The organism is Kitasatospora paranensis (assembly GCF_039544005.1).
GTDB lineage: Bacteria > Actinomycetota > Actinomycetes > Streptomycetales > Streptomycetaceae > Kitasatospora > Kitasatospora paranensis.
Map to the genome: position 1 here is coordinate 1,424,054 of NZ_BAABKV010000001.1, position 26,904 is coordinate 1,450,957.

The 26,904-nt window shown below is 74.6% G+C and carries 24 protein-coding genes and 3 pseudogenes; 26 read left to right on the forward strand and 1 reads right to left on the reverse strand.

Features of this window, described 5'->3' with window-relative positions; all coding sequences use genetic code 11:
• Positions 1–24 precede the first annotated feature (24 nt).
• The 16 genes and pseudogenes from ABEB13_RS07160 to ABEB13_RS07235 all read left to right on the forward strand — a co-directional run bounded on the left by ABEB13_RS07160 (position 25) and on the right by ABEB13_RS07235 (position 12,873).
• On the forward strand, positions 25–234 hold the full coding sequence (locus ABEB13_RS07160) for a hypothetical protein (RefSeq protein WP_345704765.1): 210 nt from the start codon (positions 25–27) through the stop codon (positions 232–234).
• On the forward strand, positions 182–994 hold the full coding sequence (locus tag ABEB13_RS07165) for a pyridoxal-phosphate dependent enzyme (RefSeq protein ID WP_345704766.1): 813 nt from the start codon (positions 182–184) through the stop codon (positions 992–994). The genes ABEB13_RS07160 and ABEB13_RS07165 overlap by 53 nt, the downstream gene beginning before the upstream one ends.
• Positions 995–996: 2 nt before the next feature.
• Positions 997–2,001: a 2,3-diaminopropionate biosynthesis protein SbnB gene (gene sbnB, locus ABEB13_RS07170; RefSeq protein WP_345704767.1), complete on the forward strand. Its 1,005-nt coding sequence runs from the start codon at positions 997–999 to the stop codon at positions 1,999–2,001.
• Positions 2,002–2,038: 37 nt separating this feature from the next.
• Positions 2,039–2,985 (forward strand): annotated as a pseudogene (locus tag ABEB13_RS07175) (ornithine carbamoyltransferase).
• A 74-nt stretch (positions 2,986–3,059) separates the two neighbouring features.
• Complete coding sequence (locus ABEB13_RS07180; protein ID WP_345704768.1) at positions 3,060–4,001, forward strand: 3-oxoacyl-[acyl-carrier-protein] synthase III C-terminal domain-containing protein; 942 nt, start codon at positions 3,060–3,062, stop codon at positions 3,999–4,001.
• A 1-nt stretch (position 4,002) separates the two neighbouring features.
• Positions 4,003–5,367 carry a preATP grasp domain-containing protein gene (locus ABEB13_RS07185; RefSeq protein WP_345704769.1) on the forward strand — a complete coding sequence of 455 codons (1,365 nt, stop codon included), beginning with the start codon at positions 4,003–4,005 and terminating at the stop codon, positions 5,365–5,367.
• A 138-nt stretch (positions 5,368–5,505) separates the two neighbouring features.
• Positions 5,506–6,666: a type III PLP-dependent enzyme domain-containing protein gene (locus tag ABEB13_RS07190; RefSeq protein WP_345709575.1), complete on the forward strand. Its 1,161-nt coding sequence runs from the start codon at positions 5,506–5,508 to the stop codon at positions 6,664–6,666.
• An 87-nt stretch (positions 6,667–6,753) separates the two neighbouring features.
• Positions 6,754–7,041, forward strand: a complete 288-nt coding sequence (locus ABEB13_RS07195) for an acyl carrier protein (RefSeq protein ID WP_345704770.1) — start codon at positions 6,754–6,756, stop codon at positions 7,039–7,041.
• Between the two features lie 3 nt (positions 7,042–7,044).
• Entirely contained in the window at positions 7,045–7,956 is a 912-nt protein-coding gene (locus ABEB13_RS07200; protein ID WP_345704771.1) for a hypothetical protein, read from the forward strand.
• Complete coding sequence (locus ABEB13_RS07205; RefSeq protein ID WP_345704772.1) at positions 7,953–8,321, forward strand: hypothetical protein; 369 nt, start codon at positions 7,953–7,955, stop codon at positions 8,319–8,321. Before ABEB13_RS07200 ends, ABEB13_RS07205 begins: the two co-directional genes overlap by 4 nt.
• Positions 8,252–8,584, forward strand: coding sequence for an acyl-CoA dehydrogenase family protein (locus ABEB13_RS07210; protein WP_345704773.1), 333 nt, complete (start codon positions 8,252–8,254; stop codon positions 8,582–8,584). Before ABEB13_RS07205 ends, ABEB13_RS07210 begins: the two co-directional genes overlap by 70 nt.
• On the forward strand, positions 8,581–9,735 hold the full coding sequence (locus tag ABEB13_RS07215) for an acyl-CoA dehydrogenase family protein (protein WP_345704774.1): 1,155 nt from the start codon (positions 8,581–8,583) through the stop codon (positions 9,733–9,735). The genes ABEB13_RS07210 and ABEB13_RS07215 overlap by 4 nt, the downstream gene beginning before the upstream one ends.
• Positions 9,732–10,028 (forward strand): annotated as a pseudogene (gene acpS, locus ABEB13_RS07220) (holo-ACP synthase); the annotation flags it as partial. The gene ABEB13_RS07215 and the pseudogene acpS, both read left to right, overlap by 4 nt.
• A gap of 197 nt (positions 10,029–10,225) precedes the next feature.
• Positions 10,226–11,305, forward strand: a complete 1,080-nt coding sequence (locus tag ABEB13_RS07225; RefSeq protein ID WP_345704775.1) for a MupA/Atu3671 family FMN-dependent luciferase-like monooxygenase — start codon at positions 10,226–10,228, stop codon at positions 11,303–11,305.
• 153 nt (positions 11,306–11,458) lie between these two features.
• Positions 11,459–12,478 (forward strand): hypothetical protein, encoded by a 1,020-nt coding sequence (locus ABEB13_RS07230; protein ID WP_345704776.1) that lies wholly within the window; start codon positions 11,459–11,461, stop codon positions 12,476–12,478.
• A complete protein-coding gene (locus tag ABEB13_RS07235; RefSeq protein WP_345704777.1) occupies positions 12,475–12,873 on the forward strand; it encodes a hypothetical protein in 399 nt (132 codons plus the stop codon). Before ABEB13_RS07230 ends, ABEB13_RS07235 begins: the two co-directional genes overlap by 4 nt.
• A 254-nt stretch (positions 12,874–13,127) precedes the next feature.
• Here ABEB13_RS07235 and ABEB13_RS07240 read toward each other — a convergent pair whose 3' ends face one another.
• On the reverse strand, positions 13,128–13,781 hold the full coding sequence (locus ABEB13_RS07240) for a TetR/AcrR family transcriptional regulator (protein ID WP_345704778.1): 654 nt from the start codon (positions 13,779–13,781) through the stop codon (positions 13,128–13,130).
• Between the two features lie 82 nt (positions 13,782–13,863).
• On the opposite strand from ABEB13_RS07240, the gene ABEB13_RS07245 reads away from it, so the two are divergent.
• The 10 genes and pseudogenes from ABEB13_RS07245 to ABEB13_RS41095 form a co-directional block, all read left to right on the forward strand.
• Entirely contained in the window at positions 13,864–14,769 is a 906-nt protein-coding gene (locus ABEB13_RS07245; protein ID WP_345704779.1) for a group II truncated hemoglobin, read from the forward strand.
• On the forward strand, positions 14,706–15,209 hold the full coding sequence (msrA, locus tag ABEB13_RS07250) for a peptide-methionine (S)-S-oxide reductase MsrA (RefSeq protein ID WP_100891599.1): 504 nt from the start codon (positions 14,706–14,708) through the stop codon (positions 15,207–15,209). Before ABEB13_RS07245 ends, msrA begins: the two co-directional genes overlap by 64 nt.
• Positions 15,210–15,469: 260 nt before the next feature.
• Positions 15,470–17,008, forward strand: coding sequence for a PP2C family protein-serine/threonine phosphatase (locus tag ABEB13_RS07255; RefSeq protein WP_345709576.1), 1,539 nt, complete (start codon positions 15,470–15,472; stop codon positions 17,006–17,008).
• 4 nt (positions 17,009–17,012) lie between these two features.
• Entirely contained in the window at positions 17,013–17,612 is a 600-nt protein-coding gene (locus tag ABEB13_RS07260; RefSeq protein WP_345704780.1) for a GNAT family N-acetyltransferase, read from the forward strand.
• A 75-nt stretch (positions 17,613–17,687) separates the two neighbouring features.
• Positions 17,688–19,256: a WD40 repeat domain-containing protein gene (locus ABEB13_RS07265; protein ID WP_345704781.1), complete on the forward strand. Its 1,569-nt coding sequence runs from the start codon at positions 17,688–17,690 to the stop codon at positions 19,254–19,256.
• 5 nt (positions 19,257–19,261) lie between these two features.
• Positions 19,262–19,984, forward strand: a complete 723-nt coding sequence (locus ABEB13_RS07270) for a WD40 repeat domain-containing protein (protein ID WP_345709577.1) — start codon at positions 19,262–19,264, stop codon at positions 19,982–19,984.
• 130 nt (positions 19,985–20,114) lie between these two features.
• Entirely contained in the window at positions 20,115–20,762 is a 648-nt protein-coding gene (locus tag ABEB13_RS07275) for a hypothetical protein (protein ID WP_345704782.1), read from the forward strand.
• A 124-nt stretch (positions 20,763–20,886) separates the two neighbouring features.
• Complete coding sequence (locus ABEB13_RS07280) at positions 20,887–23,118, forward strand: WXG100-like domain-containing protein (RefSeq protein WP_345704783.1); 2,232 nt, start codon at positions 20,887–20,889, stop codon at positions 23,116–23,118.
• Positions 23,119–23,294: 176 nt separating this feature from the next.
• The gene (locus ABEB13_RS07285) at positions 23,295–24,287 is read left to right on the forward strand and encodes a hypothetical protein (RefSeq protein WP_345704784.1); all 993 of its coding nucleotides are present in this window, start codon (positions 23,295–23,297) and stop codon (positions 24,285–24,287) included.
• A 4-nt stretch (positions 24,288–24,291) separates the two neighbouring features.
• Positions 24,292–24,717 (forward strand): annotated as a pseudogene (locus ABEB13_RS41095) (WXG100-like domain-containing protein); the annotation flags it as partial.
• Positions 24,718–26,904: the final 2,187 nt, after the last annotated feature.

Here is a 26,904-nt window from a genome sequence, read left to right on the forward strand (position 1 = left end):
TTGATATATGAGAACGCCTACGAGATGATCCAGGACGATGTCTTCCTGCATCTCGGCGACGCCGCACGGAATATCGACCTCTATCTGAAGATCGAGGGTCTCAATCCCGCCGGGTCGATCAAGCTGAAGACCGCGCGGAGCATGGTGGAGGACGCCGAGCGCCGGGGGCCGTGCGCCCCGGATGCAGTCTCATCGAGTCGTCGTCCGGCAGTCTCGGTATCGCCCTGGCGATGATCTCCGCCGCCAAGGGTACCGGTTCCTGTGCGTCACCGATCCCAACACCCCGGCGCTGAGCGTCGACATGATCAGGGCCCTGGGCTCCGAGGTGGTCGAGGTGGACCGGCCCGACCCGAGCGGCGGCTACCTGGGCAGCAGGATCGCCTACATCCACGAGCGGCTCGCCGCCGACCCGGGTCTCGTCTGGCTCAACCAGTACGCCAATCCGGCGAACTGGGCGGTGCACGACCGGTGCACGGCGGCGGCGATCACCGCGGAGATCCCGGACATCGACTACCTGTTCGTCGGCACCGGCACCTCGGGCACCCTGATGGGCTGCATCCGGCACTTCCGGCGGCACTCCCCCGACACCCGGATCATCGCGGTGGACGCGGTCGGCTCGGTCAACTTCGACGCGGTCGCGGCGCCGCGGTACATCCCCGGGATCGGGGCGAGCCGGCGGCCGGAGATCTTCCGCCCGGAACTCGTGGACGACGTGGTGCTGGTCTCCGAGACCGAGACCGTCCGGACGTGCCGTTGGCTGGCCCGCCGGTACGGGCTGGTGGCCGGCGGGTCGACCGGGTCCGTGATCCGGGCGGTGCAGCTGCGGGCGCCCGAACTGCCCGCCGGTTCCCGCGTGGTGGCCATCTCGCCGGATCTCGGCGAGCGCTACGCACGCACCATCTACGACGACGCCTGGGTGGGCGAGAAGTTCGGTCCGGACTGCCTGGGCCGCCCGGCCGACCAGTTGTCCGCCCTGACGACGGTGAGGAGCTGACCATGTTCTCCTTCGAGGTGATGGGCGGCAGGCACATCCGTGACATCATCGAGGCGTCGCGGCCGGAGATCTACGACCGGGTCCGGGAGACCTACCTGGCCCACCACCGCGGCGCGACGATCAACCCGAACAGCTACTTCCTGCGGTTCCCCGAGAAGCCCGATGCCCGGATCATCGCCCTGCCCGCCGCGCTGCGCGAGGACGGGCGGGTGGCGGGCATCAAGTGGATCAGCAGCTTCCCCGGCAACGTCGCCCGCAACGTCCCACGTGCCTCGGCCGTCCTGCTGCTGAACGACCTGGACACCGGATACCCCTTCGCCTGCCTGGAGGCGGCGCAGATCAGCGCCGCCCGCACGGCGGCGTCGGCGGTGCTCGGGGCCGAGCAGCTGCACGGATCGCGCAGCGCGGGCAGGCTCGCGGTCGTCGGCGCGGGCATCATCTCGCGCAACATCCTGGAGTTCTTCCACGCGCTCGGCTGGTCGTTCGGCGCGATCGCCGTCCACGACGCCGTCGAGGAGTACGCGCGGAAGTCCGCCCGCCACGCCGAGTCGCTCGGCTACCCGGCGGCGGCCTGCACCGCCCTGGACGAGGCCCTGGCCAGCGCCGACCTCGTGGTCCTGGCCACGACCGCCGCCGCGCCGTACATCCTGCGCCCGGACGCGCTGTCCGCGGGCCAGAGCGTGCTCAACATCTCGCTGCGGGACATCGGCCCCGAGCTGGTGGCCGCCTCGCACAACGTCGTCGACGACGTGGAGCACTGCCTGAACGCCGGCACCTCGCCGCACCTGGCGGTGCAGCGGTTCGGGCACCGCGACTTCATCGACGGGACGCTCGCGCAACTCCTCCTCGGCGAGATCCGCGTCGGGCGGGACAGACCCCGGATCTTCTCGCCGTTCGGCCTCGGCGTGCTCGACCTCGCGGTCGGCCACGAAGTCCTGCGGATCGGCCGGAAGAGCGGTCAGGTTCAACACGTGCCGGACTTCTTCGCCGAGGTCGAACGATGGTGACGCCCGGCGGCAACCCGGCCCGAACGGAGGTTGGTTGATGACGAAGCACAGGATCAGGCACCTGATCTCACTCGACGACCTGTCCGACACGGACGTGCGGGACATCGTCGAGCGCGGCGCGGTGCTGGCCCGCCGGGCGGAGGCGGGACAGGGCGTCGGGAACACGGCGCTCGCCGGCGACGTCGTCGGCGTCTACTTCCGCAAGACCTCGACCCGTACCCGCACCGCCTTCTCGGCGGGCGCGCTGCGGCTCGGCGCCGGCGTCCTCTCCTACGGGCCGGACGACCTGCAGCTCAACACCGGGGAGACCACCGAGGACACCGGCCGGGTGATGTCCGGGATGCTCGACGTCCTGGTGGCCCGGACGGCCGGCGACCCGCGAGAGATGCGGGCCTGGGCCGCACAGCGCCGGATGGCCGTCGTCAACGCGATGAGCGCCGACGAGCACCCCACCCAGGGCCTGACCGACCTGACCACCCTCGCCGTGCGGTTCGGCACGGTGGACGGACTGAGCGTGCTGTACGTCGGCGAGGGGAACAACTCCGCCGCGGCGCTCGCCCTGGGCCTGAGCCGCCACCGGGGGTGCGGCTCGAGCTGCGGACCCCGGCGGGCTACGGCCTGGCCCCGGCCGTCCTCGCCCGGGCCCGGGAACAGGCGGCCGCCCACGGCTCCACGGTGGCCGAACGGCACGACCTCGCCGATCTGCCCGCGGACTTCGACGCGGCCTACACGACCCGCTGGCAGACCACCGGCACCAGCAAGCCGGACCCGCACTGGCGGCAGGCGTTCGCGCCGTTCCAGGTGTCGGGGCAGCTGATGGAGCGCGCCCCCAAGGCCGTGTTCATGCACGACCTGCCCGCCCACCGGGGCGAGGAGGTCACCGCCGAGGTGCTCGACGGGCCGTCGAGCATCGCCTTCCAGCAGGCCGAGAACAAGCTCTACAGCGCCATGGCCGTCCTGGAGTGGTGCCGTGACGCCCACTGACCGCCGCCGCCCGGCGACGCCCGACCGGGCCGAACCGGCCGGCCGCGCTGAACCGCCCGGGGACGGAGGACCGCATGCTCCACCTGCGTAAGGTCGTGCCGTTCGTGCCGGAGCACAGTACGGCGATCGCCGACATGCGGGACGCGCTGGGCGTCGCCGACTCCGAGATCCGGCTGCTCACCCGTTTCCTTGGGCTCGAACGGATCGTCACCGCCGAGGGGCTGACGACGCTCGACATGCTGCTCGCCCTCGGCCAGGAGGCACTGGCCGGCGCGGACCGCTCCCTGGTGCGGTACCTGATCCACGCCCACACGGTGCAGCACGTCGCTCCTCCGGCCCTGCGCTGGATGGACGTGCTGCGCGACAAGCTGGGGCTCGCCGAGGCGGCCGCGTTCTCGATGTCCCACCAGGGCTGCGTGATCGGCCTGTCCGCGCTGCGGGCCGCCGAGGCGCTGCTCGGGACCGAGCCCGCCGGGAGCACGGCGCTGATCCTGATCGGCGAGAAGGCGCTGTCCCCCGTGATGCAGCACATCCCGGGCACGTCCGTCCTCGGGGACGCGACCGCCGGCGTCCTGGTCGCCCTCGACGGCCCGGGGGACGTGCTGCTGAGCACCGCGCACCGCACGCTCGGCGAGTTCCACCGGGCCCGGCACATGTCCGAGGAGCTCGCGCAGCGCTACACCCAGGCCTACACGCCCACGCTGGCCTCGGTGATGGTCGAGGCGGTGCACTCCGCGGGCCTGGAGATCGGGGAGATCGACCTCGTCCTGCCGCACAACGTCAACCGGTACTCGTGGACGGCCACGGCGCGCCGGCTCGGCCTGCCGCTCGAACGCGTCTACCTGGAGAACGTCCCGACGATGGGCCACTGCTTCTGCGCGGACCCCTTCGTGAACCTCTCGACCGCGCGCGCCGAGAACGCGGTGCGGCCGGGCGAGACCGTGCTGATGGTCTCCGCAGGCCAGGGCGGGACCTTCGCCGCCGCGGTCGCGAGGACCGCGGCCAGAGAGGAGTGACATGTCTGCACACGACCCCGCGCCGGCCGACGGCTTCGGCGCCCGGCTCAAGGCCGCCCTGGTCGGGGATCCGACCGCCCGCTTCGTGTACGTCAACAACTTCGAGGTCGAGCGCGTCTGGGGCCGGGGCGAACCGAACCTGCCCGGCACCGGCCTCTCCTTCTCCTCGGCGACGGTCAACCGGATCGAGGAGGTCGGCGTCCTGCTCGCCGACGCGCAGGACGTGGTGGTGCTCAAGGACGCCGTCGACTCCGACTACGCCGGGTACCTGGCGGCCCTGGGCGCCGCCGAGGGCACGCACCTGACGGTGGACCGGAACGTGCCGGAGCGGTCGGTCACCCTGGACGCGCTCGAATCGCCGCGTCTGCTGGCCGCCCTGCGGGCCCTCGCCGACGGCCGCACCTACCTGATGCCGCTCGGCATCTCGGCGGACGAGGAACGCCTCGCCGAGGCCGCGGGCCTGCCCCTGGCCGGACCCGGCGCCGTCGTTTGCAAGGAGGTCAACGGCAAGATCTTCAGCCGCGAACTGGTGGACGCCGCCGGGCTGACCGCGATCCCGGGCGCCGTCTGCCGGACACTGGACGAGCTCGCCGAGGCGCTCTCCGTCCACCTGGCCGCGGAGGGCTCCCGGGTGGTGGTGAAGGAGTCGCTCGGAGTCTCCGGCCGCGGCATGGTGGTGCTCGACGACCCGAAGCGCGGTGCGCAGCTGCTGCGGATGCTGGAGCGGCGCGCGGGCGCGGACGGGCGGGTCTCCGTCGTCGTCGAACGCTGGATCGAGAAGCAGGCCGACCTGAACTACCAGTTCGTCGTCGGCCGCGACGGCGGCGTGCGGTTCGAGACCGTGAAGACCGCGCTGACCGAGAACGGCGTGCACCGCGGGCACCTCTTCCCGCCGGCCCTGCGGCCGGACCAGGTCGACGAACTGCGGGCGGCCGCCGAGGTGATCGGCAAACAGCTCGCCGCGGCCGGGTACTTCGGACTCGCCGGCGTCGACGCGCTGCTCGGCGCGGACGGCACGCTCTACCCGTGCCTGGAGATCAACGCCCGCTTCAACATGGCGACCTACCAGAACCGGATCGCCGAACACCTGATCCGGGACGGGCAGTCCGCGCTCGCCACCACCTTCGACCTCAAGCCCGAGCGCGTGCACGGCTTCGACGAGGTACGCGCCGCCCTCGGCGACCTGCTCCTCCACCGCGCGGACCGGGACGGCCGCGGCCCGCGCGGCGTACTGATCAACAACTTCGCAACCCTGAACGCGACGTTCCTGGCCGGCGGGAAGCCGTACGGCCGCCTCTACGCGATCTGCGTCGGCGACGACGAACAGGACGTGCGGCGGACGAGGAGCGGACGGAGACCCTGCTGAACGAAATGGTGGCCAAGCCGTGAGCGAAGAAGTCGACTGGAGCGGCATCGCCGCGCAGTACGGGACCCCGACGTACGTGTACGACGGCGACTGGCTCGTCGAGAACCTCGACGCGCTGCGCGCCGCGCTGCACCCTCGCTGGAGGTCTTCTACTCGCTCAAGTCGAACCCGAACCGGGGCGTCTACGACGTCCTGCACTCCGCCGGCGCCCGGGCCGAGGTCTCCTCCCTCGCCGAGCTGCGCATCGTGCTGGAAGCGGGGACGGACCCGTACGACATCGTCTTCCTGGGCCCGGGCAAGAGCGAGCAGGAGATCACCGCCTGCGTAGCGGGCGGGATCTACGCGATCGTCTGCGAGTCGTTCGCCGAACTCGACCTGATCGACCGGACGGCGGCCGAGCACGGTGTCCGCCAGCGGGTCCTGCTGCGTGTCAACCCGGCCTTCTCCATTGCCGGTTCGCGGCTGACCATGGGCGGCAAACCGCGCCAGTTCGGCATCGACGAAGCCGAACTCCTCACCGCCGGGCCCGCCCTGGCCGCCTACCGGCACGCCGACGTGGCCGGCGTCCAGGTCTACCTGGGCACCCGCATCCTCGACGCCGACGTGATCGTCCGGAACACCGCGCACATCCTCGACATCGCCGAACGCATCGCCCGGGCCACCGGGATCCGGCTGGAGGCGGTGGACATCGGCGGCGGCCTCGGCGTGCCGTACTTCGACGGCGAGCACGAACTCGACGCCGCCGCACTGGCCAAGGACCTCAACCCGCTGCTGGACGCCTTCGCCGCGGCCCACCCCGACACCCGGCTCATCATGGAGTCCGGCCGGTACCTGACCGCCCTCGGCGGCACCTACCTGATGCGGGTGCGCTACACCAAGGAGTCGATGGGCGAGCGGTTCGCGGTGGCGGACGGCGGAACCCACCACCACATGGCCGCGGTCGGCATCGGATCCTTCGTCAAGCGCAACTTCCCGGTCGGGCTGCTCTCCCGCCGCACCGACCCCGCCGAGGCCGTCGGCCCGTGGAACGTCGCCGGCCCGCTCTGCACGCCGAACGACACCATCGCCAAGGGCGTCGCCCTGCCGGAGCTGCAGCCCGGCGACCTCATCGGCGTCCTGCGGTCGGGCGCCTACGGGCCCTCCGCCTCGCCGGTGTACTTCCTCAGCCACGGCTACCCGGCCGAGGTCGTGCTGCGGCGCGGCCGCTCGTACCTGGTGCGCACCCGGGACACGGCCGACGACATCCTCGCCAAGCAGGCGACCCATCCCGAGCTGCGCCGGAACGGCAACACCGACTGACCGCGCCGCATCGCCCCTGCACCGCACCGCACCGCACCGCACCGCACCGAGAGCACGCCGAACCGAGACCATGAAGGAGCCGACACGATGGCCGACACCGACCTCACCACGACCGACGCCCTGCGGGAGGCACTGGAGGCGGTCCTGAAGAAGGACCTGCCCGAACTGACCCCGCAGCTGCGGCTCTTCAGCGACCTGGCGCTGGACTCCACCAGCGTGATCGAGCTGCTGATGGCCCTGGAGGACACCCTGGGGCTGCAGATCGACCCGGACGAGCTGACCCCGGACGTCTTCGAGACGGTCGGCGCGCTGACCGCGTACATCGACTCGTGCCTGTCCGCCGACCTGCCCGCCGGGCACGGGCCGGTGCGCTGACCGATGCGGGAGACGACCTGCGGGGAGCAGCGCACCGCCGTCCGCCCGGACGGGCCCGGGACGCTGCGGCTGTGCCGGCCGGCCGCCCGGGTCTTCCCCGGGCGGCGGCCGGCCGAGCCGGCCGAGCTCGATCTGAGGTTCATGACGGACTTCCTGGCCGCCTTCGGCGAGCAGCCCGACCACGAGCACTACGCACGGGGCGGCGGGCACAGTTTCACCGACATGGCGCGGGAGTTGCTCGACGGGCTGGACCGTCCGCTGCCCCCGCTGGACACGGTGCTGCTCGCCTATCACCTCCCCGACCTGAGCGCGGTCGAGGTGGCGGGCTGCTACCTGGCCGAGCGGTGCCCGGGGCGCCCCGAGGTGTTCTCCGTGGCCGGGCAGGGCGTGGGGGCCCCGTTCACGGCGCTCAGGCTGCTGGCCGGCATCCGCGCGGCGGGCCGGCCGGCCGCGGGCGCCGTGCTGGTGCTCGACCAGTCGACGCTGCTGTACTCCGACCCGGACGCGGACGCGACACCGATCAGCGACTGCGCGGTGCTGGTGCGCACCTGCGACGACGCGGGGCCGGACGGGGAGGACGGGGACGTTGGGGACGTCGGCGAGGGCGCCGTGGACAGCGCGCGCCTCGACTTCCTCGCGGAGCGGGCAGTCGAGCCGAACGCGGCGCTGCGCGACCTGGCGACGCGCAGGCCCGGGGCCAGGATCGTGCTGGGCCGGATGCTCGCCGACCGGGTCGATCCACGGCTGGGGTCCGACTGCGAACTGGTCGAAGGGCCGCGCGACCGGCTCTGCACCAGCGCGTGGGCGGCGCTCGCCGAGCACTGGACGCAGGACCGGTACACGGTGGTCGCCGACTACGACCCGTACTCCGCGCGGCTGTTCATGGCCGGCCTGCGTCCGGGGGCGGCCGGGTGAACGGGGCCTCGACCGATCTGCGCCGCTGCCGCGAGCTCGGCCGCGAGGCGGGCCTGGCCGCCGGTCTCGCCGCCGTGCTCAACGGGTTCGATCCGGCCTCGGTGGCCCCGGGCGGCGTGGCGCTGCTGCCGGCGGCCGCGGTGTCCGGAAGCGGCGCCGAGGTGCTGCCCCATCCGTTCGCGGCCCGCGAGGGGCTGGCGCTGGTCCGCTTCCCCGCCGGCCGCACAGGTGCTGCCGGTACGGGTACCGGGTTGACGGGTGTGCGCGCCGCCGCCCTGACCGCGGTGCGGACGGGGTGCTCGACCGCCTGCTGGACGCGGCGGTGGAGCGGCTCGGCACCCGGCGCTTCGGCGGACTCCCGCTGATCGAGCGCCAGTTCGTCGCGGGCGCGCTGGCCGACGTGGTCACCGAGATCGAGCTGGCGGCCGGCGCGGCCGCGCGGCCGGAGGCCTCGGCCGAGGCGCTCTGGGCGCAGCACGAGCGGCTGACCGAGGCGGGCTGGACGGTCACCCGGCTGTTCGGCGCCGAAGGGTACGTCGTCGACCATCCCGTACGCGGCCTCCACCTCTCGGCCCTGACGGCCGACCTGTGGCTCGCCCGTCCGGACAGCACGGAAGGAGGAGGATGACCGTGGTCGAGCTCGACGAACGCCTCCGGGCCCTGCGCGGCACCGCCGCGGAGATGGCGGACGAGCTGCGCGCACACGCGTCCGCGCTGGACGCGGAGCCGTACGAGATGAAGCCGCACCTCGGGGTCGCGGCCTTCGACCTGATCCGCCGTTGCACGACGCCGCCGCGTTTCGGCGACCCGCTGCGCCTCGGCCGGTTCAGTTACGCGGCGGGGTCGTCGCTGGACACCCTGGTGTGGATGATCGAACTCGCCCGCGGCGATGCCGGGATGGTGCTGGCCGCGCCGGGGCCGAGCCTGGCCGGCATCCTCGTCGACCAGCTCGGCGACGAGCGGCAGCAGGAGTTCTTCCACCGCACGGTGGCCGACGGCACCACCTGGGCCTTCTTCGCCGTGACCGAACCGGGCCGCGGCAGCGACGCCAGTGCTATGGAGACCGCTCTGGCCCGGGAGGCCCCGGGGCTGTACCGGCTGAACGGGACGAAGAAGTACATCGGCAACGGCGCCCGCGGCGCCGTCGGCGTGGTCTTCGCCCGGACGGGCAGCGGACCGCTGTCGATCCGGGCCGCGCTGGTCGAAGCGGCCGCTCCCGGCTTTCGGGCGCGTGACCTGGAGACGGCCGGACTGCGGGGCGCGGCACTCGGCGAGATCGCCCTCGCGGACGTCCCCGTCCCGGAGGAACGGCTGCTGGCCGCCCATCTGCCGCCCACCCGGCGCGGCCTGTGGGGGGCGGTACGGGTGTTCAACACCGTCCGGCCCCAGGTGGCCGCGCTCGCGGTCGGCACGGGACTGGCCTGCCTGGACCTCGTCCGGGCCGAACGGCCGAAGGCTCCCGGCTTTGAGGCCGTGGCGGCCCGGCTGGAGGCCTGCCGCGGGCTGACCCTGGAGGCCGGCGCCGCGCTGGACCGGGACCGCGACGACGGCCTGCGCTCCAGCGCCGCCAAGATCGCCGCGGTGGCTGCGGCCCGCGAGGCCGGCCGCTGGGCGGTGCGCTCGCTCGGCCCGGCGGCCCCGGTCGACCACCCCTTGCTGGAGAAGTGGCTCCGCGACGTGTCCGCCTTCGAGTTCATGGAGGGCACCAGCGACATCCAGCGGCTGAACGTCGCACGCTCCGTGACGAGGGGACGGGTCCGGACGGGCGGGCAGCCATGAGGGTCGGCATCGACCTGCTGGAGATCGCCCGGATCACGCGGATCGCCGCTCACTCCGGCGGGCGGCGGATCGTGTTCTCCACCGCGGAGCTCGCGTACGCCGACACGCTCGGCGCCGTCCGCTGCACCGAGTACCTGGCGGGCCGCTTCTGTGCCAAGGAGGCCACCGCGAAGGCGCTCGGCCGCGGGCTCGGCCAAGGCCTGACCTGGCGTGAGATCGAGGTGCTCGCCGACGCCCACGGGGCGCCGCAGGTCCTGCTCAGCGGCGGCGCCAGGACGGTCGCCGAGCAGGCCGGGATCGGGCGGATCGACCTGTCTCTCAGTCACCAGGGCGGCCTGGTGGTCTGTGTGGCGGTGGCCCTGCCGCGCGAGGCACCGGCGCCGGCTTCGCCATGTGAGGCACCGGCGCCGGCTTCGCCATGTACCGACCCGCACGGCACGTCCCCGGCCGCACGGCCGGCGCGCCGTCCTGACATTCGAGGATTGGACCGATGGACCTCAGCCTCTTCTTCTTCGCCGACAGCGCCACCACCGGGGACCAGTACCGGCTGCTGCTGGACAGCGCCCGCTTCGCCGACACCCACGGCTTTCGGGCCGTGTGGACGCCGGAGCGGCACTTCCACAGCTTCGGCGGCCAGTACCCGAATCCCTCGCTGACCGGCGCCGCGCTGGCCGCCGTGACCGAGCGGGTGGCGATCCGGGCCGGCAGCGTGGTCGCCCCGCTGCACCATCCGGTCCGCATCGCCGAGGAGTGGTCCGTCGTCGACAACATGTCCGGCGGTCGCGTGGGGGTCTCCTTCGCCTCCGGCTGGCACGCCGGGGACTTCGTGCTCCGGCCGGACAACTTCAAGGACCGCAAGAACATCATGGTCGAGACGGCCGATACGGTGCAGCGGCTCTGGCGGGGCGAGGAGGTCGAGTTCGACGACGCCGAGGGCGAGCGACGTGCCGTCCGGCTGTTCCCGCGCCCGATCCAGCCCGAACTGCCGGTGTGGATCACGGCCGCCGGCTCCCCGCAGACCTTCCGGATCGCGGGCCGGCTGGGCACGGGCGTGCTGACCCACCAGCTCGGCCAGGACCACGATGCGCTGGGGCGCAACATCGCGACCTACCGGGAGGCGCTCGCCGACGAGCACGGCGCCCGGGCCCGCGGCCACGTGGCGCTGATGCTGCACACCATGCTCGGCGAGGATCGCGAGCAGGTGCGCGAACTGGTCCGTGAACCGCTGACCGGGTACCTGCGCAGCTCGATGGACCTCATCGCGGCGGATCCGGCCGCCCCGGGGCCGGACGGCTTCGACCTGAACCGGATCCCCTCCCGGGACCGGGAGTTCATGCTCGCCCGCTCCTTCGACCGCCTCTTCACCGGTGCCGGCCTCTTCGGCACGGTCGACGACGGTGTCCGGGTGGTCCGCAGGCTCGCCGCGATGGGGGTGGACGAGATCGCGTGCCTCATCGACTTCGGCGTGGGCCGCGAGGACGTGCTGCGCTCGCTCCACTACCTCGACGCACTGCGAGCACGGGTGGCCGGCCCGGACGGTGCGGAGAGCCCGGACGGCGCGGAGGGCTGAATCTGCGCGGCGGGCCGAGACTGCACGGCGGGCCCAGGCCGGCCGCGCCACTGCACAGCACAGCACGACAGGGCTGCGGCACCGCAGCCGACGACCGGGCGGGCCGGGCACCGTGGACCGGAGCCCGCACGCATCCACGAGAGGACGGCGCACGTGTCCGCCGCATCGACCCCTGCGCGCACCGCAGACCCCAGCGAGCCCGCCGCCCCACGCCCCGCGGCCGCCGCACGGCCCGACCGGACCGGGCCGCTGACCTGGGTCCAGCAGGAGTGGCTGCCCGAGCAGCCCGACGCCCAGAAGTCCTCGCACGAGGACAACCAGTTCCGGCAGCTGGACATCGCCCCGCTGGGGCTCGGCCCGGTGCGCAGCGCGGTCCGCGCGGTCCTCGCCCGCCACGAGGTCCTCCGGAGCCGCATCGTGGGCCTCGGACCGCAGGCCCACCAGGCCGTGGATCCGGTCGATCCCGGCTGGGAGCAGGTCCTGGAGACCACGGCCCTCGACGTGTGGGACGCGGCCGTGGCGGCGGCCCGCCGGACGTCGTTCCGGCTTTCCCGGCAGTGGCCCCTCACCCTGCTGGCCGGCACGGAGGACAGACACGGACGGGTCTCCCGGATCGCGATGGTGGTCGACCACTGGGCCGCCGACGGCCTGGGGGTGGTCGCGCTGCTCGACGATCTCACCGCGGCGCTGCAGGCCGCGGCGCTCGGCGTCGAGTGGATCCCCGCAGGCCCGGTGGAACAGCCGATCGACCTCGCCCTCTGGGAGTCGGCCACCCCCGCGGGCGCCGACCACCTGGAACGGTCGGTGGCCTACCGGCGGCAGCAGTTCGAACGCCTGAAGCGGGGCCTCGGGGACCACCGGCCCAGCCCCGGGGGTGGCCCGCTGCCGGGCGGGACCCGGTTGGGCTTCCCGGGCTGCACGCTGACCTCCGTCCGGCTCGCCGAGGCCGCGACGGTCGTCGCCGACCGGCTTCGGGTGCCCGCCGCCGCGGTCTTCCTCGCCGCGTTCAGCACCGCGATCGGCGCCGCCGAACAGGTCGGCATCGTCGGCACCTTCATGTTGTCGGCCAACCGGCTCACCCCGGCCGCGCTGCGCTCGGTCCGCAACGCGGTGATGTCCGCGCCCGTCGTGCTGGCCGTCTCCCCGCCCGGGGCTTCGCCGAGACGGTGGTGAATGCCGCCGCCCAGCAGTTGCAGGGCCTCCGGTACGCCAACACCGCTCCCCATCTGAAGCACGCCGTCACCGAGGAGGTCCTCGGCGATCTGCGGCACAGCGGGGTCGCGAGTGCGATCTTCAACTTCATGCCGGAGTCCGCACTGCGGGGCGACCGGGTGCCGGCGATCGTGCGGGACGCCCCCTGCGACGTCATCGAGCCGATGCCCGTCCGGGGGACGGCCGCCGAACGGATGGTGATGGTCACCCTGCGGGAGGACCGGGTGACCATCACCCTGCGCTGGCGCGAAGACACCAGCTGGCAGCAGCACGCGGAGCCGATGCTCCGGTACACCGCGGACCTCGTCCTGCACGAGGCCGCCCCGGGGCCCCGCCCGCCGGTGTTCGGAGGCTGAGCCGATCGGGGACCGAGTCGCTCCGATACCGAGACATGCGGGGACCGAGCCGCGCGGAAGCCGAGTCTCGCGGGCGCCGATCACTCCGGGAACGAGTCGCTCCGGGAACGAGTCGCTCCGGGAACGAGTCGCTCCGAGACCGAGGCATTCGAGGGCCGAGGTATCCGGCAGCGGAGGGATTCGGCAACCGAGGAGGTCGGTGACCGAGGCATCCGGCCACCGAGGCAGTCCGCCTCCGTGCCGTGCCCCCCACCTCAGCGGCGGCCGACCTCCGGCGGCAGACCCCCCAGCGCACGCCAGACCAGAGCGGCGGTGCGGGCGGGCCAGTCGGGCGGAGCCGGGTCTCCGGCGAGCGCGCGGCCGTACCAGCTGCCGGTGCACATGGTCAGCGCCACCTCCAGGTCGGCGTCCGCGGCGAGGAGGCCGCTCCGCTGCGCCTCCTGCAGGACGGCGAGCAGCCGGCTGCGGCGCGGCGCGATGACGCGCGCCCGGTAGCGGGCCGCGACGGCGGGATCCGTGGTCTCCTGCAGCATCGTCCCGACCAGTGAGAGCCGTCCGGGGCGGGAGACGCCGCGCCGGAAGTCCGCCAGCTCGGCCACGAGAGCGGCGAAGAGCTCCGCAGCAGGACCGTCGAACGCCCCGGACGCACAGGGCCCACCGGATGGCCCGCCGGCGCCCGCGTCGTCCTCGATCGCCGCGACGGCCGCCGCGGCCAACTCCGCCTTGCCCGCCCACCGCCGGTAGAGCGCCTGCCGGGTGGTGCCGGCCTCCTGCGCCACCGCCGCCAGGGACATCCGCTCGTAGCCGAAGACGGACAGGTGGCGCCCGGCGACGGCGAGGATCCGGGCATCGATGCCGGCGTCACGGACGCGGCCCACGCGACCGGGGTTCGGGTTCGGGTTCGACATCGGCTCCTCATTCCAATCCACAGCTGTATTGTATTGGAATGACCGCCGTCACGGCACCGTCGATCGCATCGAGGGGTACACCATGATCGTCGAGTACATCCGCTACCGGGTCCCGTCGGAGCGGCACGCAGCGTTCGAGTCCGCCTACGGCCGGGCCGCGGTCCCGCTGGGCACGGCGCCGCAGTGCGTGGAGTACGAGCTCACCCGCTGCACCGACGAACCCGAGTGCTACGTGCTGCGCATCGTCTGGACATCGGCCGACGACCACACCACCGGCTTCCGGGGCAGCCCGGTCTTCCAGGACTTCCTCGCCGAGATCCGCCCCTACATCGCGGACATCGAGGAGATGCGCCACTACGAGCACACCGGCGTGGCCGGCCGGGGAGGGTCCGTCCCGACCCTGTACGCGTGGGCCGGCGGCGCCGAGGCCTTCGAGCGGCTCACCGAGTGCTTCTACGCCCATGTCCTGAAGGACGATCTGATCGGGCCGCTGTTCGCCCACATGGATCCCGGGCACCCGCGCTTCGTCGCGATGTGGCTCGCCGAGGTCTTCGGCGGCCCCGCCCGCTACACCGCCGAACGGGGCGGCTACTCCCACATGCTGGGGCAGCACCTGGGCAAGGCCATCACCGAGCCGCAGCGCCGCCGCTGGATCGGTCTGCTGCTCGACGCCGCGGACGAGGTCCGGCTGCCCGCCGACCCGGAATTTCGCGCCGCCTTCGTCGGCTATCTGGAGTGGGGTACCCGGCTGGCACTCAGCAACTCGCAGCCCGGGGCCCGGCCCGTCACCACCGCACCCGTCCCGCACTGGGGCTGGGGGTCGCCCCGCCGTACCGGTCCTGACCGGTCAGCACGCGAGGGGCGGGGCCGCCGCCCGCGTACGCTCGGCGGCAGACCGGAGAACGATCCGACAGGGAGAGGACCATGGCGCAGAGCACGGAGAAGGCAGTACTGGCGGGCGGGTGTTTCTGGGGGATGCAGGACCTGATCCGCAAGCAGCCCGGCGTCACCGCGACCCGTGTGGGGTACTCGGGCGGCTCGACGCCGAACGCCACCTACCGCAACCACGGGTCGCACGCCGAGGCCGTGGAGATCGAGTTCGACCCCGCGCGGACGACGTACCGGGATCTCCTGGAGTTCTTCTTCCAGATCCACGACCCCACGACGAAGAACCGCCAGGGCAACGACATCGGCGCCAGCTACCGGTCGGCGATCTACTACGCCGACGACCGGCAGCGCACCACGGCGCTCGACACCATCGCCGACGTCGAGGCGAGCGGCCTGTGGCCGGGCAGCGTGGTCACCGAGGTGGAGCCGCTCGGCGACTTCTGGGAGGCCGAGCCCGAGCACCAGGACTACCTGGAGCGCATTCCCGACGGCTACACCTGCCACTTCCCCCGCCCGGGCTGGAAGCTGCCGCGCCGCTGAACGGACAGGTCCTGTCCGGGCCGGCGGGCGCCGACGGCGGGGCGGGCCGACCGGTCCGGGCGGGCGGCGTCCCGTTCGGCCGGGCCCGGGCCGGAGCCGGGAAGTGACCTTCTGCCCTGGCCCGCGGACGCCGTGGCCGGGAGGCTGGAAGGCTAACCTCCGGCCCGGCCGACCGCCGGACGAGGGAGGAGATCCGAGACACCGGCGGAGCGGACGGGGGCGCGCGCGGAGCCGGTCAAAACACGGTCATCCGCCACCACCTGGAGCCGGCCGCCGACGCCGCCGAACACCTCCTCACCGTGGTCAACGCGCAGTCGGCCGCCCAGCGCGCCCATCTGCTGACCGGCGACCCGCAGTACCTCACGGAGCTCGACGCCGGGGCGGGCGCGGCCGCCGAGACCTTCGCCGAACTCAACCGGCAGGCGACCGCGGTCGCGGGCCTGCACCTCGACCTCGCGCGGCTGGAGCACGACCTGGCGTCCTGGCTCGCCGTCCTGCGGGCACCGGTCCCGGCACCCGCCGCTCCGGTCCCCGCCGCTCCGACGCCCGCCTCCCCGGTGCCGTCCGCGGCCGCCACCGCAGCCACCACCGAGGCCGCCGCCGAGGCCGTCCGCGCCGCCGACCCGGCTCCCCTCCTCGCGGGCACGGCGCGCATCGCCGACGGCGTGGCCGCGGAGAAGCAGCGCCTCCAGGCCGCGACCTCCTCGGACCGCACCCGGATGATGGTCCTCGTCGGCGCGCTCACGGCCGTGCTGCCGGCGCTGGTCGGCGTGCTGGTCGTGCTGGGGCTGCGGCGGCTCGCGCGGCCCCTCGCCGACCTGGAGCGACAGGTCCGGGAGGCCGCGCACGGCGACCTGACCGCTCCCGTGGTCGACGGGTCGGCCCGGCCCGGCCTGCTGCGCGGGCTCTTCGCGGAACTCGAAGGGATCCGCGGCCTGATGACGGAACTGCGATGGGACGCCCGGCGGGACCAGGAGGCGCTCGACCAGCACGGCGAGGCGGCCGTCGCGGTCTTCGAGTTCCTGGTGGCGCACTCCGAGCCCGGGCCGGGGGTCGACGCGCACGGGTACCTGGTCGCCGCCGAGGGTCTGGTCGCCGGGGACTTCTGTGACGTCCTCGCACTGCCGGACGGCAGGACCGCCCTCGTCCAGGGCGACGCCTCGGGCCATGGCGTGCAGGCCGGGCTCGCCGGGGCCGCGGCCAAGGCCGGGGTGTCGGGCGCGCTGCGGCTCGGTCACGGCCCGCAGGTCGCGGTCGAGGCGGCGTGGGGTGCCCTCGCGGACGAGGACGAGAGGTTCGTCACGCTCGCGGTCGCCGTCCTGGATCCGCGGGCCGGGACGGTCGAGTGGGTCAACGCCGGCCATGAGCCGCCCGTGCTGCGACGGGCGGACGGCGCCGTCGAGCGGCTCGACGGCACCGGCCCCCTGGTCAGTTCGATGATCGACCCGGCCGACCGGCCGTGGACGACCGCCCGGACCGCGAGAGCCCCCGGCGACCTGCTGGTCCTCGCCACCGGAGTTCGGCGGCGGACGGCTCGAAGCGGCGCTGGCCGCCGCCCGCCCCGTCGATCCGGCCACCGCCGTCTCCACCCTGTACCTGGCGGCCGACCGGCACGGCATCGACTGGCAGCGCGACGACATCACCATCCTCGCCGCGGCGCCCACCGCCTGAACCGCCACCCCCGCCACCCCGCCACCGGCCGGTCACCGGGTCGACGGGACACGCCGGCCGGCCGTCCCTTCCGGGCGGCGGCGCGGCGCCCCGCCGGACGGCGGGTTGATCCGGCCGTGGCAGGATGATCTGATGTTCGAACAGAACAGCGAGGGGGCTGACGTGCGCCCTCTGCGTTCTCTCCCCGTACCCGAGCTGACCGACGGCACGACGGTGCTCCGGCAACCGTCGACCGCGGACGCCGCGACCGTCCTGGCCGGCACCCGCGACCCGCTGGTCCGCGAGTTCATGCAGGGCGTGATTCCCCATCAGGACCTCGACGCGGCCGCACGGTGGCTGGCCGACGTGCCCGCCCGGCTCTGGGCGCTGGACCGCGCCGCCTACTTCTCGGTGGCGTTCGCGGACGAAGGGCCGTCCGTGGGCTGGGCCGAGCTGGTCGACCTGCGTCCGGACGAGGGTGCCGCGGAGGCCGCGGTCTGGCTGCTGCCCGAGGCCCGGAGCATGCGAACGGCCACCTCGGCCCTGCGCCAGCTCTGCCGGTTCGGCTTCGAGCAGCTCGGGCTGGCCCGGATTGACGCGTACGCTGCGGCAGATAACATGCCAGTTCAGGTGGTTGGTGCATACATCGGCTTCCGCCGCGCCGGATTCCGCCCCGGGCTGTTCCGCAGCTCGCGGACCCACGCGCTGCACGATGCCGTTCACGCCACCCTGCTGCCTGACGACCTGTGCTGAGGCCTGGTCACGAACACGGGGGTGTTCCGGTGGGGAAGCAAGCGACGGGGTGGCCCGTCGAGAAGGAGGACCGTGATGTCGGGGGGAACCGGTGTTCCGGCTGCAGTGGCGGCGTCTGACGGACCGGGCGGGTCGCTGCGGCTCACGTCCGGCGACGCCGGAGCGGCCGCGGGACGGATCGAGCTGACGCTCGGCGCGACGGGAGAGCTCCGCGTCGAGCGGAGCGCCCCGGGCCGCCGCACCCTGCGGACCGGCCGGATCGACCGGGCCCTGCTGGCCCGGGTGCTCACCGCACTGGCCCAGGCCGCGCCCGGGACGGCCACCGCCGACGCAGCCGCGGACGCCCCCGGGCGCCGGCTGACCGTCACCGGCCTGCTGCCCGGCGGGGACAGCGCCTGGGACGACGCCTCCGGCACCCCGGTGCCGGGCATCGGCCACGCCCTCGGGATCCTCGCGGCGCAGGCCCTCGAACCCGCCGCCGCCGGACGGCTGCCCGCCGCGGTCGTGCGGGTGGACCAGCCGGCTCCCGAATCGGCCGGATCGGCCGGATCCGCGGACACCGGGGACACGGACGCCGGGCCCCGGCCCGCCGCGGCGGTCGGCACCGTCGCCGGCCGGCCCGCGTACGCGCTGGCCCGTCCCGGCGAGGGCTTCGGGCTGGCCGCGCTGGAGGATGCCGCCCCGCTCGGCGGGTCCGACACCGACTCCGGTGTGCTGCCCACCGCCGTCGCGCTCGGCACGGTGGAGGACCGTGAGCTGTTCGCCGTCGGCGGCGAGGACGGCGCCGTCCAGGTCTGGGACGCCGTCAGCGGCGAACTGCTGCACGGCACCGCGGGCGGCGAGGGGGCCCAGGTCGTCTCCGCCGGATTCGTCCAGGGTGTGCCGCTGGCCTTCTCGGCCGGCCGCGAGGGTGAGGTCCGCGCCTGGCACACCGAGGACGGCCGCGCGCTCGGCCTGCTGCCGGTCGGCGGACACGGCGCGGGGGCGCTGTGCCAGGCCCGCTGCGCCGACCTCGACCTGCTGGCCGCCGGCGGCGACGACGGCCTCGTCCGGGTCTGGGACGCCGCCACCGGCGAACAGCTCCACCTGCTGGTCGGTCACACCGACCGGATCACCGCGCTCGCCGTGCTCAGCCTCGGCAACCAGGCCCTGCTGGCCTCCGCCGGCCAGGACGGCACCGTCCGCCTCTGGGACCTGGCCACCGGCGGGCCGGTCGCCGTGCTCACCGGGCACTCCGGCTCGGTCACCGGGCTGGCCTTCGTGCCCGGCGACGGCGACCCCCGGCTCGCCTCCTGCGCGCTCGACGGCACTGTCCGGCTCTGGGACGTCTACACAGGGGCGGCGGTGCACGGCTGGCCGGCCGGCCAGGGCTGGCTCACCGCGCTGGCCGCCGTCCGCGTCGGCGGGCGCCCCGTCCTCGTCACCGGCGACGAGAACGGCACCACCGTGCTCTGGGACGCGGCCTCGGGCACCCGGATCGGCGACTGCACCCCGCCGGGGGCTTCCCGGTCAACAGCGTGGCCGCCGCCGAGTGGGACGGCCGCCCGCGGCTCGCCGTCGGCCACGGCGACGGCACCCTCCGGATCTGGGACGCGGCCGACCGCACCGGGACCTGGACCGGCGCCCCCGACGGCGGGGCGGTGACCTCGGTGGCGTTCTGCCCCACCGGGGACCGGCCGGTGCTCGTCTGCGGCACCGCCGACGGCGCCGTCCGCTGCCTCGACCCGCGGACGGGCGCGCCGCTGTCGGTGCCGACCCCGCACGCCGGTGCGGTCTCCGGGCTGGCCTTCTGCGCCGCCGTCGAGGGCGGCACGGCCGTGCTGGTCTCGGCCGGGACGGACGGCACCGTGCGGGTGCGCGAGGCACTCGGCGGGGCGCCGCTGCAACGGTTCACCGCCGACCCGGCCGGTGTCACGGCGCTGGCCGCGGGCCCGGTGGCCGGCCGGCGGACGGTGGTCACCGGCGGCCCCGACGGCGTGGTCCGGGTCTGGGACGCCGCCGAGGGGCGCTGCGAACGCGAACTGACCGGCCTGGCCGGCCCGGTCGAGGTCGTCTCGCTGGCGCCGCTGGGCGACCGCGAGGTGGTCACCGCCGGCGGCGCCGACGGCACCCTGCGGATCTGGGACGCCCGGGACGGCGGCACCGTCGGCGAGTTCACCGGCGGCGGGGCCGCGGCACGCAGCGTGGCGCTCCAGGACCTCGACGGCGAGGCCCTGTTGGCGTCCGGCGACCAGCGTGCGACGCTCCGCCTGTGGCACGTGTCCAGCGGGGCACTGCTGAACGAGGCCGAGGTGGACCGCGTCCCGCTCGCGATCGCCTTCGGCGACGCCGGCCTGCACGTGGTCGGCCCGGACGGCGCGACCGCGCTCTGACCGGACGGCCGGGTCGTCCTCCGCCGGCGGGGCGGAGGACGGACGGCCCGTTCACCGAACGTACGACGGCCCGGCGGCGCAGCCGGGCCTCCCGGGCACGAGCCCGGCGGAACTGGGGTGGGGACACATCATGAGCGGTTCGTCCTTCCGGATCGACCTCGACGAGGTGGAGGCCGCGGTCAAGGCGATCAAGGCGATGCTCGACGACATGGAGGGGCCGACGGCGCGGCTGGAGGCGGTGATCAACCAGATCAAGCCGACGGTCTACGGGACCGACGCGGTGGGCAAGTCGCTGACCGGTGGCAGTTCGTCGGTCGGCGGGCTGGCGGACCACCAGCAGCAGGTGTTCGCCGGGGTCAAGGCCTATCTGCAGAACTCCGCGCAGATGGCGGCCAACCTCGACCTGGTCGTTCAGCGCTACCGGGAGACCGAGGAGGCGCAGACCGCCGAGCTTCAGAGGTTGAACGGTGGGCAGGCCGGCAGCGCGCCGGTCGCCACGGAGCCGGCCCAGTTGCGTCAGGTCGATGCGATCGCGCCGTCGCCGGTCTCCGTCACACTGCCGCCCACGGCCACCCAGGACGCGGGGTACCACAACCCCGATGCTCCTCAACTCGACTACAACGAGCGGGACTCGAAGCCGGATCCGGAGCCGCGTCCGGCCCCGGGGGCGGGCACAACCAGCTCATCTGAGCAGGCCCCCTCGAACCGCACCCTCCGGTCCCGGCTCCACGCCGGGACACCGGGACCGGAGGGCGGCGGCGTTCCGACGAAACCTTGACCTGATATATCGTCAGGCAAATGAAGTAAAAGTCCTGACGCCACGCGTCCCGGCGTGAACCCTCCCCGCCGGTCCCGGGCACCCCGTCCCGGGCCGGCCGGCCAGTCCCAGAGAGCGACTCGTCATGATCGAGCTTCCGTCCGACCTCGCCGAGGTGCTGAAGGTCGTCCAGAGCAACGAACACGGTTCCGGGATCCTGTTCCCCGACGCCAACGAGGATTTGCTGTCCGAACTCGCCGCCGCCTGGGAGGCGTGGAACTCGGCCGCCGAGCCCGCGGTCCGCACCATCGTGGCCAGCGCCAACCGGGCGATGGCCAACATGTCGGGCGCGGCGGCGGAGAGCTTCCAGGGCTACCTGCACAAGTACGCGGGCAGCGACCAGTCCCACGCGGCGACCACGCTCGACGCCGGTGCCGCGATGGCCCAGTCGATGCGCGGCGCCCAGCAGGCCGTCACCCAGACCAAGTCCGAGATGGTCCGTGAGCTCCAGTACGCCAAGGACTACATGGACCAGAACCCGGCCGGCAAGCACGACGACATCGCCCAGTCCGAGGGCATCAAGACGGCCGCGGACACCTACAACACCTATGTCGGCCAGGTCGGTTCGAGCGTCGACTCGATGCTGCGGCAGAGCGCCGGCCACGTCGAGCGGATGACCGGCGCGGGCCAGGTGGCGCGGCTCGGCGGATCGAACGGCGGCGCGGCCTCCCCGACCCATACCACCGCCCCCACCACCACCTTCGACCCGTCGTCACTGCAGCACCCCAGTGCCACCGGCCTGGACTCGCTCTCCGCCCCCGGCGACCCGCTCGGCGGGGCCGCGATGCCCGGCGCTCCCGCCGGGACGCTCTCCGCCCCCGGCGACCCGTCGATGGCGGGGCTCCCCTCAGGGGCGGACATGCCCGGCGGATTCGGCGGCGCCGGCGGGTCGGGCGGCGGATCCGGGGACGGCTCGGGCGCCTACCGGCCACAGCTCGGCTCCCTGCAGCCCTTCCAGCCCCCGTCGCCGGCCGCCTTCACCGGCGGCTCCGTCGGCGGTGGCGGCTCATTCGGCTCGGGCGGTGGCGGCGGCGCCCCGGTCTTCTCCCCCGACAGCACACCGCACCTCAGCCTGGCCGGGCTGCCGGGCTTCTCCGGATCCACCGGTTCCTCCGGCGGCACCGGTGGCGGCCCGGGCGCCCTCGCCCCGTGGTCGCCGCCGACTCCCGGCAGTGGGACGTTCGGCGACTCGGGGCTCGGCCCCGGTAGCCTCGGCGTCCTGCCCTTCCGCAGTGTCGGCGGCCAGACCACCGGGATCGGCAGCGGATCGGGTGCCTTCAAGCCGGGATCCGCGACTTTCAAGCCGACCGTGCCCGGCGGCACGGCGGGCGGGCGCGGCGGCCTGGCCGGCGGCATGCCGATGGCCGGCGGCGGGCGCGGGTTCGGCGGCGGGGGCAGCGGGCTCGGCGGCGGGGCCGCCGGACGGGGCCTGTCCGGACGCTCCGGGCTCGGTGTCGCCGGAGGCGGCGCGGAGGGCTCGGCGCGGGCCGGCGGCGCAGGGTCCGCCGGCGTTGCCGGCTCGGGCGCGGCCGGCCGTGCCGGTACGGCGTCCGGCAGTTCGCGCGCCACGGGTGCGACCGGCATGGGCGGCGCGCACGGGCCTGGCGGGGCGATGGGCGGCGGCGGGCGGGGCGAGAAGCGCGGCGGCAACCGGTTCGTCCGGCCGACCCGCTTCGGTGCGGCCGGACCGGAGGACGAGGAGGAGATGCTCCTCGCCGACTCCGGCATCACCGGACAGGCGGCGCAGCACGAGGACGGTGATCCGCGCTGGGAGCGGATGCGCCGCCGGTGGCTCGACTCGGCCCGGACGGAGGGCGCGGGCACAGCGCCGGCCGCGGACGCCGTCGAGGACAGCCCCGCGGACCAGGCGACACTGCTGACCCAGCTCACCAGCGCCCTGCTCGGCCCGGACGCGGCCGCCGACGGCGCCGCGGCCCTGGCCGGCCTCGACGGCACGGACACCGCCGGGGGCTCGGACACGGACACCGGCGGCACCACGGCGACGGAAGGCGGACCGGCGGGCGGTGACGGCGGGTCGGGCCGTCCGTCCCAGAGTGCGTCCGGCTCCGCCGCGGGTGACGGCGGAACAGCGGACGACGGCTACCTCGACCGGGCCCGCGCCGTCGCGGCCCGGCGCGGTCGGCCCGACAGCGACGACTCCCCCGCCCCGGCCCCGTCCGCCGGAGGCGACGCCGCGAAGCCGGCGCCGCTCCGCGAGGAGGGCGGCTACCAGGTGCCGAGCCCGTTCCTTCGCGCGGCCCTGGCCCGGCTGGCCACCTCCGGGGGCGCCGAGGGCGGCGGCTCCACCGGCAGCTGAGTCCGGTGGGCCGACGCCGCCGGCCCGCCACCGGCCCCGCCCGGGCCCTCCCGCCGTCACCGTGCCGCTCCCCGCGAGCGGCACCCCGATCTCCCCGAAGTGGAATCGCCATGGATGAGCAGACAGACACCGAGCAGACGCACGCCGCGCTGCGCGACACCGTGAGCGCCCGCCCGGTGGAGACCGAACTCCGGATGACCGAGGCGGAGCCGGTCCGGACCTACGAGGCCCAGCAGGCACAGCCGTTGATGGACCGTGAGGTGGCGTACCACCCCGCGGAGGAGACAATCGTCGCCGAGCCGACGGCCCGACTCCGGCCGATGGAAGGCACCGTCGCTCCCGAACCGTTCTCCCGCCTGCAACCGGCACAGGCCGAGCACATCGCCGAACCGATGGCCCAACTCCGGCCCATGGAAGGCACCGTCGCCGCCGAACCCTTCTCCCGCCTGCAACCGGCACAGGCCGAGCACATCGCCGAACCGATGGCCCAACTCCGGCCCATGGAAGGCACCGTCGCCGCCGAACCCTTCTCCCGCCTGCAACCGGCACAGGCCGAGCACATCGCCGAGCCGATGGGGCAACTCCGGCCCATGGAACGGGCGGACGCCGCGGCGCCGATGACCCGGGCGTTGCCGGTTCAGTCGACCGCCCCGGCGGCAGCCGCCGCGGATGCCAAGCGCCTCGCGCCGACCCAGGCCGCCGCTTCGCAGGCGGGCGGTTCCGCGGGCAGCGGCTTCCAGGTGGACCCGGACCAGTACCGCGCGGCGGTCAGCCCGGTGCTGGCCGCGGCGGATCAGCTCAGCCAGCTGGTGACCGGCCTCACCGCCTTCCTCGATCACACCCAGTCGACGGCACCGTGGGGCAACGACGAGTCGGGCAAGAAGTTCGCGGAGGGCGAGAAGGGCTATCTGAAGTACAGCACCGACACCCTCAAGGGGTTGAAGGGGATGCCGGACGCCGTCCGCTACATCGCCGACGGCCTGAAGGCGATGGCGGACAACTACCGGGCCACCGAGGAGGACACGACCTCGGTGTTCCAGGACGACGGCGGTTCGGACACGGTCTCCGTGCCCCAGACGGGAACGTATGCCGCGCCCGTCAATGTCATGACTCCGCTCGCCCCGCGAGTCGGCACCACGGTGCACCCGTCCACGATTCGAAGGGCCTGATCCGATGGCGGTCGAGCTTCCGGAGCCCCTGCAGTGGGTGCTCCTCCTCCTTGCCGGAACCCGTTGGCCGGAGGCCGACGAGGACATGCTCCGCGACATGGCCCAACACTGGCGTGACGGTGCGAAGACCCTGGAGGACGCGGGCAAGTCCGCGGACTCCGCGGTCAAGCGCGCCCTGGACGGCCAGAAGGGCGTCGCCGCCGAGGCGTTGGCCACGCACTGGGCACAGTTCACCACCGGCAAGGGCACCGAGCAGGACCCGGGCTACTTCCCCGGCCTCGTCCAGGCCTGCAACGGCATGGGCGACATGCTGGAGGCCATGGCCAACTCCGCCGAGACGGCCAAGATCCAGATCATCGCCCAACTCGGCATCCTGGCCTTCGAGATCGCGACGGCGGAGGCGGAGGCACCGTTCACCGCCGGCGTCTCGCTGGCCGAGATCCCGGTCTTCGTCGGCGTCAGCCGGACGGTCGTGCAGCAGATCCTCAAGACGCTGCTCAAGGAGGCCCTGGAGTTCGCCGCCAAGCAGGCCGCCCAGATGGCCGCGATCAACGTCCTGGCCCAGGGCATCGAGGTGATGCAGGGTCACCGCAAGAGCATCGACATGAAGGAGGTCGGGCAGAACGCCCTGGGCGGCGCCGTCGCGGGCGCGAGCGGCCACCTCATCGGCAAGGGCCTGAGCGGTGCCGGGTCCAAGCTCGGCCTCAGCAGCGTCATGGAGACCACGGCCGGAAAGATGGTGCACGGCGCGGCCGTCGGCGTCGGCGCGGACGTCTCGACCCAGCTCATCACCACCGGTCACGTGGACGGCGGAAGCCTGCTCGGATCGGGCCTGAGCGGCGGTGCCTCGGTGGGCCTGCGTGCGGGTGCCTCGGCTGTGAAGGGCCACTTCAACGGGCCCCCCACGATCCCGACCCCGCACGGCGGTCCGTCCGGCGGCGCAGCCGGTTCCGGGTCGGCCGCCGGCGCGGGCGCGGGCAGCCCGTCCGGCCTCGGCCACGGGTCGGACACGCCGGTCTTCTCCAAGCCCGACTCCGCCACGGCTGGTTACCAGGGTCCGGGCGGCGGGTCGTCCGCCGGGGGCGGGTCGTCCATCGGCGGCGGTTCGTCCACCGGGGGCGGTTCGCACAGCTCCGGGAGCCCCGTCGGCGGGGCCGGCCACGAGAGCGCCGGCAGCAGCCCCGCGACGGGCACCGACGGGTTGGGGTCGACGCCGTCCGGCGCGTCCGCCCCGTCGGGCGCGTCGGCCTCGTCCGGCTCCCGGCCGGCGGGCGGCGACAGCCCGGCGTCCGGCGACACCCCGCACGAGAGCGCCGCAGGCCGCACGGAGCCCGCGCCCGCACCCGCGCCCGCACCGGCCTCCGCCACGCACGGCCTGGTTCCGTTCGGTTCCGACCGTGCCACCGCGTCGGCGGAGCACACCCCGGCCGGCGCGGCCGAGCACGCCCCGGTCGCGGACACCCCGGTGCACACCACCGAACGCCCGGCCCCCACCGTCACCGGTGCCGAGCCGGCCGCGTCCCGGTCGGAGGCGCCCGCCTCGACCGAGACGCAGACCGCCGGCCCGGTCCGTTCCGGCTCCGCCGACCACGCGACCGGCACGCCCGAGGCCGCTCCTGCGGAGCACCGGAGCGCGGACCAGGCCGCACAGCCGCCCGCGCAGCACCAGCCGTCCGAGACGGTCGCGGCCGCGCCGCACGGCACCGAGGGCGAGACCCGCACCGCGCCCGGCGACCACACGCCACCGGTCGACCGGACGGCCCCGACCCCGACGCCGAACCCGGCCGCCCACACCACGGCCGAGGGCACCGGTGTCCGTCCCGACCCCGCCGGCGGACCGGTGCACGAGAGCCACCCGGTCGCCTCCGAACCGACCGTCCAGCCCGGGGCGGACCGGCCGTCCGGCGCCCCGACCTCCCACGAGGTGCCCGCGGCCCGTCCGGCGGACACCACGGTCCATGCCACTCCCGGGACCACCCCCGAGGCCCGGCCCGCCGAGGCACCCGCGCCCGCACCGGCCGCAGCGCACACGCCGGAACCCGCACCCACCACCGCACCCGCCGCCGCACACGCACCGGCACCGGCACCGGCACACGAAGGCGTCGCCGGCCAGCCGGTCGGCGGACCGGCCCACACCCCGCCGGAGTCGGCCGGGAACGCTGTCCCCACCGCGCAGCCGCACGTCGCCCCGAGCGTGCCCGTGGCCGGGCACGGACCGGTGCACGCCGCGTCCGGTGCCCCCGTGGCGCACCCGTCCGGCGGTGCCGCCGACCGCGGCGCGTCCACCTCCGGGTCGAACGCGCCGCACGAAGCCGACGAACCGGCGGCCGGGACGAGCCGGCTCGACACCGCAGGGCTGCCCACCGGCCTGTCCGTGCCGACCGCCCGTCCCGGCTCGACCGATCACTCCGGGCGGCCGACGGACCCCGCGGCCACCCCGGCCCCGCCGCCGGTGTCCCCGGACGCCGCGCCCACGGCGGCCGCTCCCGGCGTCCTCGGCGGGGCGATGCCGATGCAGACGGGGGCGTGCCGCACGGCTCGCCGTCGTCGTCCTCCCGCCCGCCGACGCCCTCCGCGGCCGGCGGACCGGTCTCCCGGCCGGCCGGCGGCGGTACCG